Here is a 12,498-nt window from a genome sequence, read left to right as displayed (position 1 = left end):
CCGTACTCCCGATGCTCGGCCTGGGTGATGCCGTTGCTGCGCGGATCGCCGACCCCGGCAGGGCGCCTTCCGTCCTTCAGGCTCATCGGCAACATCTCGCCTATGGCCCGCCCGGTATCGCGCTTCTCCATATCGAGCGGGCAGCGAACGGCCTCGGACCGTGGCAGCATTCGCACGACTGGCTCGCTGCCGCGTCTCACGGGCCTCTCACGAGCGGACCCGACAGCCACCCTTTCTACGGGATGCCCGCCTTCGCCCACGCCCTTGCCTGCGCCGCCGACCATCTTCCTGGCTCTTACCGGCGCGCCTTGGACGCGATGGACCGGCAGATCGAGATCGACGTCAGACGCCTCCTCGACGCCGCGCATCGCCGCATCGATACCGGATGCCTGCCGCAGCTCGCCGAGTTCGACGCCATCCGGGGCCTGACCGGATACGGCGCCTACCTTCTACGTCGGAACCCAGGCAGCCCTATGGTGCGCGCTGTCCTCGACTACTGCGTACGCCTTACCGAACCGATCAGGCACTCCGGCGAGGACCTTCCGGGTTGGTGGACCGCGACCGGGCCCTCGGGCAGCCCGGACGAACGATTCCCCGGCGGGCACGCCAACACCGGCATGGCACACGGCATCGGCGGAGTGCTAGCGCTCCTGGCCCTCGCCGCCCGGAAGAGCACCGTTACGGACGGGCACCTCAGAGCACTGCGCGCCATCCTGGCCTGGCTCGACCGCTGGCAGGAGGAGACGGGCCGAGGACCGGCCTGGCCGTATTGGGTCACTCGGAGCGAGCTACGCACCGGTCGCCGCGCCGCGTCCAGGCTCCGGCGCCCGTCATGGTGTTACGGCATCTCCGGCCTTGCCCGCGCTCAGCAACTTGCCGCGCTCTCCATAGGAGACACCGAACGCCAGATCACGGCGGAGAATGCGCTCGCCGCCGCCCTCGGTGACCCGGACCAGCTCGGAGCCACGACGGACAACGGCCTCTGCCACGGTTTCGCCGGCCTCATCCACATCGCCGTCCGCACGGCCGAAGACGCCCATCCCTCAACCGTCGGTCGACTCCGAGCTGCGATCCCGGGACTTTTGGCCGCCATCTGCCCGGTGGACAACGACATCGAACGCGCGGCCACGGCACTCGTCAGCGGCACCGGAGCGGGGCCCGGCCTGCTCGACGGAGCCGCCGGAACAGCCCTGGCTCTTCTCGCTGCAGATACCGCAGCACCGTCCCAGTCCGCCTGGGATTCCTGCCTGCTCATCGCCTGATTCACCGACCGAAGGACTTCGATGCCCCCCGACCGCTGGCAGCAGCACAACATCACCTTCATCGACCGCGAGAGCGCCCGGCACGCCATCAACGAACGCGTCGGGCCCGCCCTGATCACAGCCGAGACCGCGGGGCAGCTCACCGGCTGGTGGTTCTTGAACAAACAGCCTTGGCCGCTGCGGTACCTCGCCGACGATCCCTCCTCGATCATTGAGTCGCTGCTCAGCGATCTCGTGGGCGACGGGGCGGTCGTGTCGTGGCTGCCCTGTGTCTACGAGCCCGAGTGCGAGGCGTTTGGCGGCCCGGACGCCATGGACGCTGCCCACGAACTGTTCCACAGCGACTCCCGCCAGCTGCTCACCTACCAGCCGGGCCCGGAGCACCTGGGGCGCAAGGAGACTGCGGTCCTGCTGGCGAGCGCCATGATGCGCGGCGCCGGACTCGACTGGTTCGAGCAGGGCGACGTATGGGCGAAGGTCGCCGCCCTCCGGCCGGTCACCAGCGCTCTGTCACCCGCACGCGTCGCCGAACTGACTCCGTTCGTGCGGAAGCTTATGAGCGCTGAGGCTCACGGCCTGTCCCTCCGGGACGGCCCGCTCCACGGGCACGGGGCGTGGGTGACCGCTTTCGAGCGGACGGGGGCCACACTCGCCGGCCTCGCGAAACGAGGCGCTCTCACACGCGGCCTGCGAGCCGTCATCGCCCACCACATCATCTTTCACGCCAACCGCGCCGGTCTTCTCAGGGAGGACCAGAGCGCTCTGTCCAACATCGCACGAGAGGCAGTCATGGGAACGAGTGACCACACCGCGTCGCCCACCGAGTCAACGACCAACGTCGATAGCGTGAAAGCGGTGAACACCGACACGATCACCCTCCCGACGTCCGATGCCGAGCGCCTCCGCAACGCCCTGGTGGACCAGCTCCGTGCTGACGGAATCGCCCGCACTCCCGCCGTGGAGACCGCGTTGCGGACCGTGCCCCGTCACGTGTTCGTGCCCGATGTGCCGCTCGAAGACGCATACGCCAACGCGCCGGTGCACATCAAGTACGACACCGACGGCAGCTCGATCTCCTGCGCTTCCCAGCCGGGCGTGGTCGCCCTCATGCTGGACCAGCTCGAGGTCCGGCAAGGCGAGCGCGTCCTCGAACTGGGCGCAGGCACCGGTTACAACGCCGGTCTGCTCGCCCATCTGGTCGGTGAGAGCGGGCACGTCACCACGCTCGATGTCGACGACGACCTCGTGGAGGGCGCCCGCGCGCATCTCTCCGCCGCCGGAACCACCAACGTTGAGGCGGTGACCCGAGACGGGGCCCTCGGCTACGCGGAAGGTGCGCCGTACGACCGAATCATTGCCACCGTGGGTGCGCACGGCGTGCCGCATGCCTGGTTGCAGCAGCTCGCTCCCGGTGGCCGTCTCCTCGTTCCGCAGCGCCTCAAGGGCACGGTGTCCCGGTCCATCGCCTACGAGCAGCGCGATGGCCGGTGGATGTCCCTCGATAGCGAGATGAACACCTTCATGCCCCTCAGGCGAGGCATCGCCGACGACGACCGCCGAGTCATTCCGCTCAGCACGGACGGAACCGTACGGCTCCAGGCCCCCGCGGGGCAGGAGATCGACGCCGAAGCCCTCGCCAGCGTCCTGCACGAGCCGCGCATCGAGGAGTGGACGGGTATGACGGTCCGCGCCATGGAGTCGCCGGAGTGGATGGAACTGTTCCTCACCTGCTCCCTTCCCTCCGGCCTGATCCGAATGCTGTTCCCGCAAGCCGCTAAGGGCATTCTGCTCACCGAAGACCCCTACCCCTCCTCGACTGCAGTCGTCGACAAGGGCGCCGTCACCTACCTCGCCCGGCGTCTGTCGGAGAAGAAGACCCCCGAGGGCGGCAAGCTGTGGGAGTTCGGGGTCATCGGCCACGGCCCCGGCAGCGATGAACTGGCAGCGAAGGTCGCCGCAGCCATCCGCGCGTGGGACCTGGAGTACCGAGACCGCGAGGCCACGTTCGAGATCCAGTCCCTGGACGCCCCCGCGATCGAGCAGCGAGCCGGCCTCTTTGCGCTTGACACGCCGCTGAACCGCATCGTCGTCGACTGGCGGTGAAACCCCACGCGTAGTGGACGGCGGCCGCCGGCGCGCAACCGGCGGCCACCGTCGCCTTACCCGTCTTCACGCACACCTGGGGGAGTCCATGGACCCGCACGGATCCACAGCTCAGCGCTTTCCGCTCGTCGCCCGATTCCGGCCCGCCTGCCTTTCCCTGCCGAAGCGCGTGCGCGCACTCATCGACCTGGCCGACACCGCGGTGACGGAGACCAATCAGGGGGTGGCGTCCTCCGTCTACAACCAGGCTGCGCTCATCGCCTCCGATCTCGGCCTTCCCGACCTCGCGCGCGAGATGTGCCACGGGCATGCCGCCGCATATCTCCACGCCTGCCCCCTGCCCGCCATGAGCGCGATTCGCGGCTTGGAGCCCGTCGTCAATCTCGCCCGCCTCCAGATCCGTGGTGGCCACGCCGATGTGGGTCGTCAGCGGCTGCTCGACCTGTACGCGGCTGTCGAGGCAGGCACACCAGCCAGGTTCGAAGGCGTTGCGATTCCGGCGAACCTCACCGCCACAGACAAGGACCGCCACGAGGTCGTCGCGTGGCTGTGGCGCGTGCTCCTCGCCGACGGCACGCGTGCTCTCACCACCGAGGGACGCTGGTCCGAGGCTCTGGCGCACATTGAGGCCCACCGAGGCGTGGGCAGGCGAATGCTAGACGGACGCCAAGTAGCGGTACTGGCTTCGCTCGTCAGGGGGAACACGGCACACGCCTCGGCCATCCTGGGTGACACGATGCCCGGCGAGCTGTGGGAGCAGGCCGTCGCGGCATGCCTGACTGTCCTATGCCGCCGCGACGTTGGGCATCCGGTTGGCAGGCAACTGGCGGACCTGGTGACGACCTACTCCGAGCGGAAGATCGAACCCGGCATGGCCGTCTTCGATATCCGGCTCGGACTTACCATCCTCGATGCGATCGGCTCCGCTGAGGCGCCCGGCGCACGCCGCATCGTCGAGGAGCTGCACCGTAGGACGACGAACGCCGAAGACGGATGCGCGGCCCGCGAGAACTTGGCGCATCCTCTGTTCATCGCGATCGCCACGGATCGGCAGGCGCAGAATTGCCGCGCATTGTTGCGTTCCTGCGCACTCAGGGCAGGGACCATGCCGGACGACCTGCAAGGAGAACTGACGGCGGCACTGCGCGCCAGTGACGGAGTGATCCGGGAAAGTCTCGCAACTTCTTTCGATTCCGAACGACCTCTATGAATGGGTCCTGATGGGCGCACACACCAAGTAGCGCATGAGCGGCTGCGGGAGGCCAGCCGCCAAGAGCCCTGTGACCGGCGACGCCGCGAAGGCCGTGAGTGACTCAAGATCGGCGATCCGCGCGAGTGAACAGTTCGACAAGCCGTCACAGGAGCGTCTTTTGGACATCGGCATGATCGCCACTACACAAGGACTCGGATTCCTCGACATGGAGGCGCTTGACGCCCAGGCCGGCCGCCCCATCCGGTCGGTCTGACGATCACGGGGAGAGTCGAGTCCGACTCGGCCTGGGGAGGCGGATTGCGGTCAACCCGGCTGGGGGGAACCCGGCGGCGGAACGGGCGAGGAACTTATCCCTGATCACGCGGCATGTGGCCGCCGCCTTCCTGACCGCCATCCTCGCCGCCCTCGCCGGCAAGGTGGACGAACCAGGCACGGACCTGCCGTACCGGGACGCCGACGCGCCTGGGTGGCTGCCGGAGAGTCGACGCGCCGGCGGCCAGCCGTGGCTGATTTCAAGGCCCAAACAGCGACTGCTGTCCGGTGCCGGGATTCCGGGAGTTCCTGTTGCGCATCCTGGTGGCGAGGGTCTTGTCGTACCCTCGGGCGTGGTTACGCCTGTGCCGTTCCTTGACTGTCTCGCGCGGCGCGGCGGTGGCTCGGTCCACGACGATGGCCACGGACATTCCTTCCTCTGCCCGCTGCAACCCGAGCGTCCTCAGGTCGTCGAGGGTGGTGCCCACTGTGCCAACGAGCCCATTTTTGACGAGCTCAGTGAACTGCGTGTTCCCCAGGTACCGGTCGACGTATCCGTACCCGAGTCGTGTGCCCTCGTTCGGCCCCTGCGTCACGTCGTCATCCAGCAGCAGTCGCACGTACGGCACCGGCAGATACATGCCTGGCGCCGGTCCGGGATCGACTGTTTCCTCCAGCGGCCAGTAGGCGAGTTTGACGAAGCAGGGGTCTGACCCCAGCCGCCATTCGTGGGGCGTCTGCGGATTCCTGCTCATCATGGCCACCTGGTCCAGGCGGTCGAGTTGCCCGAGCAGCTGCTTGTCCACGTACATCCATCGGCTGCCCGCGACCGGGGGAAGCCGTTTGGCCTGCACGAGAACGAAGCTCTGAGTGGCCTCGTGGTAGTAGATCAGGTCTGCGCCGAGTCGGGCTTCAACCGGCGTTGCGTTGATGTTCGCCACCTCGATCCGGCTCCCGAGGTGTTCGAAGACCTGGATGTCGCAGCGGAATGAGGCCCCGGTGACGCGGCTTCCGGAAGGCCACCCCGCTTCAGTGAACACATCCGTGCCGATATCGATGTGACGCGCGTCGTTCTCGATCATGCCCTGTTCGAACGGTTCCGGGATCAGCCCGGCCAGGTAAGGGGCGGCAGGGTCACTCGGACGCCGCCAGGCCGCGAGCCGCGAGGGAGGGATGTTGCCGATGGCCAGACCCAGCCGGGTCATGTCGTACTGCTCCTGCCAGGAGCGATCCTCGACGCGCCGAGGGTCGAACGGATCGGGTTCGGCCGCCTCCCCAAGGAAGTCGAGTGTCCTGCGCAGGAGTTCGTGCTGCCGCGCGAGTACCTTTAGCACCTCTTCCGAGTCCTCGTCTCCGAGCACGGTCACTTCGCCTGAGAGAGCACGTACGAGGGCGTGCCGTACGTGAAGCGGCACCGTGTGGAGGAACTGGCGCATAAGGACCTGGACGGGACACTCCCGCACCAGCTCAACGGTGATTCGGGAATCGACGGCCGCGACTTTCTCCCCTCTGGGCCGCCGCACGACTCCCAGCCAGAGCAGCGGGCATGGGTCGCGCTCGGCGGAAGACCGCGTGACGATCAGGGTGATACGGGGCGTCTGATCGCGAGGGAGGGAAGCGACGGCGACCGTCTTCGTAAAGGACTGTTTGATCCGTAAGTCCGTGTCGATGCGATCCAGTTCCTCGGCGCTGAGCGCAATTATGTAAACCATGCACGGAGCGTACGTGGATCACTACTCAGCCCGTCGCCGAACATTTACTTGGCTGTCTGTGGGGTCGTTATCCGTGCCGCCGTGTGCGTGACGGCTGCGGGGCCGGAGCGACGGCTGCTGCGTGGGCCGAGGTCGTGGAGCGCTGTGCTGAGCTACGGGCCATTGCCGCATGTGTTCGTGCGCTGGGTGCCTGGCGGGCACTGAGGCGCTGGATGCGCCAGGTCAGTGTCCTTGCGGGGGAGCGGGCGTCATCCAAGGCACGCTGGTCGGCGGCCTGCCGGAGGAGTTGTTCGGGGTCATGGCCGGCGGATTCGGCCTTGGCGAGGGCGCCGGCGAGAGTGCTGAAGGCAGCATCTTCGACGATCTGTTCGGCGTGCTCAGGCATGGCTCGGCGCAGGTGGCGGATGTGCCGGTCCACGGTCTGCTTGGGTGGTCGGTTCAGGGCGAGGGCGGCCAGTGGCTCGGCTGCAGCCTGGTCGTAGGCGGCTTGAAGGTGGATAAGGGTCTGCTGAGCGGCAGCTACTTGCTGGTCGTGGTGGTGGAGCTGGTGCCAACGGGCGGCGGCGGTGACTACGAGGATCGCAGCGTCGAGGAACATCGCCAGGGCAGTGCCGTCCTTGGGGGCGGGCTCGCGGAGCATGGTCCGTACGGCGCTGCGGAGGGCGCGCGCGTGGTGGTGTTCGGTGTGGATGCGTGAGCGGGTGGCGCGCTCGAATGCGGCTGTTGCCTCACGGAGCTGGTGCCGAAGCACCTGTGGTGCCACGAGCGGGAGGGCATCGAGGGATTCGCCGAAGGCGGCCAAGTGGCTCTGGGCAGCTATGTCCCCAGCCTGGTCGAGGTGGTGGGGAATGCGTTCGACGGCGGCGGTGGCCTGGTGCCAGGGATTGGGCTTGTGTCGGCCTGGCCGCTCGATGGGCTGTGCGTAGGTGCCGTTGAGGCGTTCCCGGATCTTCGGGAACGATAGGTCTGGGGAAAGTTCGGAGCCGGAGAACCAGACGTGCTCACCGCCCGCGTTGATGTCGTCCGAGCGCGCGACCTTGTAGCCGCGTACGTCACCGGATGGGAAGTGCACGACTTCGACGAGCATGCCGTCGATGTTGCTGAGGAGGTGGACGAACTCTTCCATGCTGGCAGCGGCGGCCACGGCGGTCCGGACGGTGGCGCGCAGGCGTTCGCGGGCGGTCTTGGCCTGGCCGTTTCGGCGGGCCTTCTCTTGTTCCGCTCGGGTGGGGCGTTTGGCGGCGGTGCGGTCTCCACGGGCGACCTGGTGGAGCCCGTACTCCGTCTCCACAGAAGCGAGTTCGCGGTCTGCTGTGAGGTAGTCGTTCCAATGGCGTGCGGCGCGCAGGTCGCCTCGGACTTTGGTGGCGGCGATGTGGATGTGGTCCGGTGCGTGGCGTACGGCGACCCATCGGCAGCCGTCGGGATCGTCGGTGGGTGAGATGCCGGTGGCTGCGACGACACGGCGGGCGATGTCGGCCCATTCCTCGTCGCTGAGGGTGGGATCGGTCTCGGCAGCCCGGATCGAGCAGTGCCACACGTGCTTCTCGGGCGCACGGCCGAGCCGCCTGGCCTGCTTGACACGTAGGTCGAGGTCGGCGACGAGGAGCTTCTTGGTCGCGGTGATGTCGTCGGTGCGGCCGGGGTCGGGGGCGTAGCCGTCCCAGGAGGCGACGAGGTGGGGGTCGGTATGTTCGTTGGCGCGGCCGGGGCCGTAGAGGTAGCGGATGAGGCCGGCGGTGCTCTTGCCGCTGCTGATCTTCGCGATCATCGGTGGCTCTTTGTGGCGGCGGCCTGGTTGGTGGCTGCTGCGATGTGGCGGACGGTGCTGCCGATCACGCCGAGGGCACCTTCGGCCTGGGCAATTAGTGCGCTGTCCCCAGAGTGTGGGCGGTCCCCGGAGTTGAGCTTCCTGGCGATCTGGTTGATGTTATGGCCGATCTTGGCGACCTCGCCACGAAGAGCGGTCAGCTCGTCGATGTAGTCGTCGAGTGAGGTGCGGTGGCTGGGCAGGGCGAGGTCTCGGCGGATGTGGGCCATGACGACGGCGCCGACGTAGTGGGCTGCGGCGATGTTCAGCGATCGGGCCATGGCCAAGATGGCGGCCTTCTCATCGGTGCTGTAGCGGACGTCTACGCGCTCTCGGCGCTGGGTCTCTTTGCGCTGTCGGCGTCGGGCGACGCGATGCAGTGCGGCGGCTTCGGCGGCGCGTGGTGGCGAAGCGGCGGTGATGCCGACGGGCTGGTCCTGCTCGGGCGCCCCCTGGCGTCCGAGTACCTCCGCCACCCCCGGGGCGGAGGTACCTGCGTTGCACCGGCCCTTGGACGGTCCAACGCCATACCTTGCTCCGCCTGGTGCTGGGGAGGAGGCCAGCTGCTGCTGTGATGACGAGGGTGCGTGGTCGGGGCTGTGCATGTGGGCTCCTGCAAGCGGTGGTGGCGGGAGAGGGCCCGTTCCTCCCGTCCTGATTCGCGGGAGGAACGGGCAGGGGGGATGTGAGGTTCAGCCGGTGCTTGTGGTGGCGGCGTCGAGCTCGGCCTGCAGCAGGTCCTTGACCTCGTCCAGACGACCCCGGGAGATCCCGAAACCCTTGTCCCTGACTGCCTTCTCGATGCTGCGGCGCGAGGCACGGCCGGCTCGTCCGAGAGGAGCCGTGCGGCCGATGGCCACGGCCTGCTCTCGGGAAATGCTCGGTCGTTTGCTTCCCGGCTTCCCAGGCTGCTGTGGGGTCTCCGTCCCTCGCTTCGCGAGTGACTCTGGCACGTCGTCGTCGGTGTCTGTGGCGGGTGGCGGCGCGAGCGGGCTGGTCTGGTTTTCCTCGGCGGGTTCGTGGCGGTCTTCGGGGTTGTGGCGGTCAGGGGTAGCGGGGCGCCGGGCGACGAGGAGATAGAAGTGGACGGCTCCGGCCAGGGCGAGTGGGGCGATGGCGGAGATGACTCCGACGGTGATGTCGTCGAGGGAGAGTCCGTTGTGGCGGGCTTGCTGGTTAAGACGGATGGCGTGCAGGACGTTGGCCCAGATGCTTGTGGCGGTGGCGGTGCCGACCAGCGCCGAGACGTAGAGGCGCGCGGACAGGGGCGCGGTCCGCAGGACGAGCAGGGCGCCGATTCCGATGGCGATGAACCCGTCGATGACGAGCGGGAAGGCGTAGGTGAGCGCCGGGTGGATGTGGCTGGCGGCGGCCATCTGACGCAGGGCGTCGTAGGAAAGCGCGAAGGCTGCCACGGCCAGCAGCGCCACGCCCGTGCGGATCGCTGCGGTCAAGGGCACCGGGGCAGGGGAAGGTACCGCGGTGAAGGCGGGAGAAGGCAAGGGGGAGCGCTCCAGGAGTACGGAGATGAGACTGGTGTGGGCCGGTGGCGGGTGGGAGAGACCCGTCGCAACTCGTCGCGTGCCTGGTCAGGGCAGGTACGGGTGCGGAGGTGACATCGAGTCGACTCGTCACCGGGTCCCGACTCGTCACCGCTCTGACCTGCGCGGAGACGAGTCGCGACGGGTCGTGCCGGGTCAGGCCCCGGCCGTGGCTTCCGGTACGGGCTCGGGGCAGTAGCGTGCCCAGGAGTCGGTGAAATGCAGGAGGGCATAGCCCCGGGCCTGGACGTTGCCATGGAAGCGGCGGGGTGCGGAGCTGATGCCGTACTCCTTGAGCAGGATCTGTAGGCCCCGAGGAGTCAGGCCGTTGGTGGTGTACTCCGGCCAGGGGGTTTCGGCGTCCTGGTTGAGGATGTCGAGGAGCCGGCTGGTGCGGAGAGCCGGCGGATTGCCTTCGGTGGCGAAGGCGCGGCGGATGTCGGCCAGGAGGCGGATGCCGAGGCTACTGCTGTCCTGGTCCTGCTCGGCCTCGTGCTGGGCCATGACCCGGCAGGCAGTGCGGGCAAGGTCGGGCCACGTCCCGCCGGCAAGGTCGGCAACGGTCACCAGCGGCTGCCAGGTGTCGGCCGCGCGGTCTTCGACCGGCATGGCCGGTGTCAGCTCCATCGCGTCGGCGTGCAGCGGGGCCAGCCAGGCGACGAGCCGGTCGCGCAGCGCGTGGAGGGGCGGGGTGTTACGGAAGGTGCGGAACTCCGCCACCTTCTCGCCCGGCCTGCGGCGGCGCATCCGGATGACGATCGACCGGTCCATGATCGTGTCCGGCAGGTCGCCGATGCCGGCGAGGGCCGCCATGGCGAACGTGGGGAACTTCGAGACCTCATGGTTGGGCCCGGAAACCCGCAAGGTGGGGCGATTGCGCTGGTGCCCCGCGTTGAGCAGGCCGCGCATCTCCTCGTTCTTCTCCGCGACCTTCGCGGAGCCGAAGAGAGTGTCGGCCTCGTCGACCAGCAGGGTGGGCGGCGTGGCGGTGATCGACCGGAACACTGCAGCGGCCGAGGCGTTGACCGTGATCAGCGGATCGTGAACGCTCTCGGTGATCACGTCCAGCAGCCGAGACTTGCCGCACCGCTTTGCCGGCCCGACCACGGCCAGGCGCGGGGCGTGCTGCCATGCCGTCTGTAGATGGGTCGCCGCCACCCACAACGTCACTGCCGTGAACGCTTCCTCGCTCGGCAGTACGACGTAACGGCGGATCTGCTCCCGCAGCTCCGTCAGCACCTGCTCCCCCTCGGATACCGGGGCAGTCTCGGAGACGGTTGCGTGCGGCTCTCCCGGTGAAGCAGGGCGGCTTGTCGGCTGGCCGGGTATGGCGACCGGCGGCCAGGAGGGCTTGTCAGAGGTGGAATAGGGCTCGGTTCCTGTGTGTTCCACGGGGCAGCTCCTCGTCTGGCGGTGGTGGGCTTGCCTGCCCTTGCCGCCGGGTTGGTTCTTCCAGGGCCGTTCGGGGCTGCTCGGGCCTCCGGCGTTGCCTCGCCGGAGGCCCACTTCGTACCCCGAGGGAACACGGACCGTACGTCCACTCCTGCCAACAGTCCAGCGATTCTGTGTCAGCTCAACGCAGAATGCTTTGCTAGGTTGCCGTCCCTTCATGCCTCCAGCCCGAGCAGATTCAGCAAGTCTGCGGTCACGACGCGGTAGGCGTTGCCGAGCCGCAGGACCTTGCACGGGTACGCGCCCCGCTTCGCCAGCTCATACCCCTTGCTTCGGCCAAGCCCCAGGGCGCGATTGCTCGTTTCCAGGTCAACGGCTACCGGCAAGGCCAACAGGTCTTCTCGGCTCATCCCCTTGGGCTGCCCTCCTGTGGTGTTTTCGCGCATGCGGTATCCCTTTCGGTACAGCCCTCGGCGAACGTGGTCATCCCGTCCGGCTCCAGGCGTCTACCAATCAGCATCCTCAAGCTAATGTGTCTGTATGACACAACGTCGTTCGGATGATGAAGAGGATGACTTCCCGGAGTGGGTGGACCGGGTCCAGGCGAACGTGGCCGGTGAGGTCCGCCGGAGAAGGAAGGAGATGGGGTGGAGCGCGCAGGATCTGGCCGACCGGTGCGAGGAGCTCGGGCACCCCATTCCCCGCAACGTGATTGCCAACATGGAGTCGGGCCGCCGGGCCGGCCTCCCGCTGGTGGACGTCATCGTCTTGGCTGCCGCGTTGGAGACGTATCCGGCCTGCCTGATCTTCCCGGTCGGTTACGTCGACCGGACGCAGGAACTCCCCTTTCAGGGACTTGTGCCGACCTGGGATGCCCTGCGGCGCTTCACCGGCGAAGAGGAAGTGCTCGGTTATGACTCGGGCCTCGTGCCCGATTTCGAAGCCCACACCAGTCTCGTGCGCACTGCACTGGCCGCGCTCGACGAGGAAGAGCGGGCACGGTTCGCGGCCAGGACGGCAACGAGCCGCGCCCAGCAGGAAGAGGCCGAACGCAAGCAGAGCGCGTACGCCGATCAGGCCATCTCCGCCAAGTACAAGCTCCGCTACCTCCGTCGCGAGCTCAGCGAAGACGGAGCCACCCCACCCGACCTCCCACCCGCACTTCACGACGTAGACCCGCCCGAATGGGCCCCTGAGACCACCTAGGAGGAAC

11 protein-coding genes are annotated in these 12,498 nt (G+C 67.9%); 5 read left to right on the top strand and 6 right to left on the bottom strand.

All coding sequences use genetic code 11. The features are described 5' to 3' along the window. Positions 1-11: 11 nt before the first annotated feature. From OG242_RS12945 to OG242_RS12930, 4 genes are all read left to right on the top strand, one after another. Positions 12-1,262 (top strand): lanthionine synthetase C family protein, encoded by a 1,251-nt coding sequence (locus OG242_RS12945; RefSeq protein WP_405901591.1) that lies wholly within the window; start codon positions 12-14, stop codon positions 1,260-1,262. Positions 1,263-1,283: 21 nt separating this feature from the next. Further along, positions 1,284-3,365 (top strand): methyltransferase, FxLD system, encoded by a 2,082-nt coding sequence (gene fxlM / locus OG242_RS12940; protein WP_405898310.1) that lies wholly within the window; start codon positions 1,284-1,286, stop codon positions 3,363-3,365. A gap of 88 nt (positions 3,366-3,453) precedes the next feature. Then, a complete protein-coding gene (locus tag OG242_RS12935; RefSeq protein ID WP_405898309.1) occupies positions 3,454-4,575 on the top strand; it encodes a hypothetical protein in 1,122 nt (373 codons plus the stop codon). Between the two features lie 70 nt (positions 4,576-4,645). Next, the gene (locus OG242_RS12930; RefSeq protein ID WP_405898308.1) at positions 4,646-4,831 is read left to right on the top strand and encodes a hypothetical protein; all 186 of its coding nucleotides are present in this window, start codon (positions 4,646-4,648) and stop codon (positions 4,829-4,831) included. Positions 4,832-5,090: 259 nt separating this feature from the next. Here OG242_RS12930 and OG242_RS12925 read toward each other — a convergent pair whose 3' ends face one another. The 6 genes from OG242_RS12925 to OG242_RS12900 form a co-directional block, all read right to left on the bottom strand. Beyond that, on the bottom strand, positions 5,091-6,542 hold the full coding sequence (locus OG242_RS12925; RefSeq protein WP_405898307.1) for a hypothetical protein: 1,452 nt from the start codon (positions 6,540-6,542) through the stop codon (positions 5,091-5,093). 67 nt (positions 6,543-6,609) lie between these two features. Further along, positions 6,610-8,313 (bottom strand): relaxase/mobilization nuclease domain-containing protein, encoded by a 1,704-nt coding sequence (locus OG242_RS12920; RefSeq protein ID WP_405898306.1) that lies wholly within the window; start codon positions 8,311-8,313, stop codon positions 6,610-6,612. Further along, positions 8,310-8,633, bottom strand: coding sequence for a plasmid mobilization relaxosome protein MobC (mobC, locus tag OG242_RS12915; RefSeq protein ID WP_405898305.1), 324 nt, complete (start codon positions 8,631-8,633; stop codon positions 8,310-8,312). Before mobC ends, OG242_RS12920 begins: the two co-directional genes overlap by 4 nt. Before the next feature lie 411 nt (positions 8,634-9,044). Next, positions 9,045-9,854, bottom strand: coding sequence for a DUF2637 domain-containing protein (locus OG242_RS12910; protein WP_405898304.1), 810 nt, complete (start codon positions 9,852-9,854; stop codon positions 9,045-9,047). Positions 9,855-10,049: 195 nt separating this feature from the next. Beyond that, positions 10,050-11,285, bottom strand: a complete 1,236-nt coding sequence (locus tag OG242_RS12905; RefSeq protein ID WP_405898303.1) for a DUF3631 domain-containing protein — start codon at positions 11,283-11,285, stop codon at positions 10,050-10,052. A gap of 215 nt (positions 11,286-11,500) precedes the next feature. Then, a complete protein-coding gene (locus tag OG242_RS12900; protein WP_405898302.1) occupies positions 11,501-11,731 on the bottom strand; it encodes a hypothetical protein in 231 nt (76 codons plus the stop codon). A 94-nt stretch (positions 11,732-11,825) separates the two neighbouring features. Between OG242_RS12900 and OG242_RS12895 the strand changes: the two genes are divergently transcribed. After that, the gene (locus OG242_RS12895) at positions 11,826-12,491 is read left to right on the top strand and encodes a helix-turn-helix domain-containing protein (RefSeq protein WP_405898301.1); all 666 of its coding nucleotides are present in this window, start codon (positions 11,826-11,828) and stop codon (positions 12,489-12,491) included. Positions 12,492-12,498 lie beyond the last annotated feature (7 nt).

Source organism: Streptomyces sp. NBC_00727, from assembly GCF_045161745.1.
In the GTDB taxonomy this organism is placed as follows: Bacteria; Actinomycetota; Actinomycetes; order Streptomycetales; family Streptomycetaceae; genus Streptomyces.
Note: the sequence above shows the minus strand (reverse complement) of the source record. Positions and strands in the feature narration are given on the sequence as shown.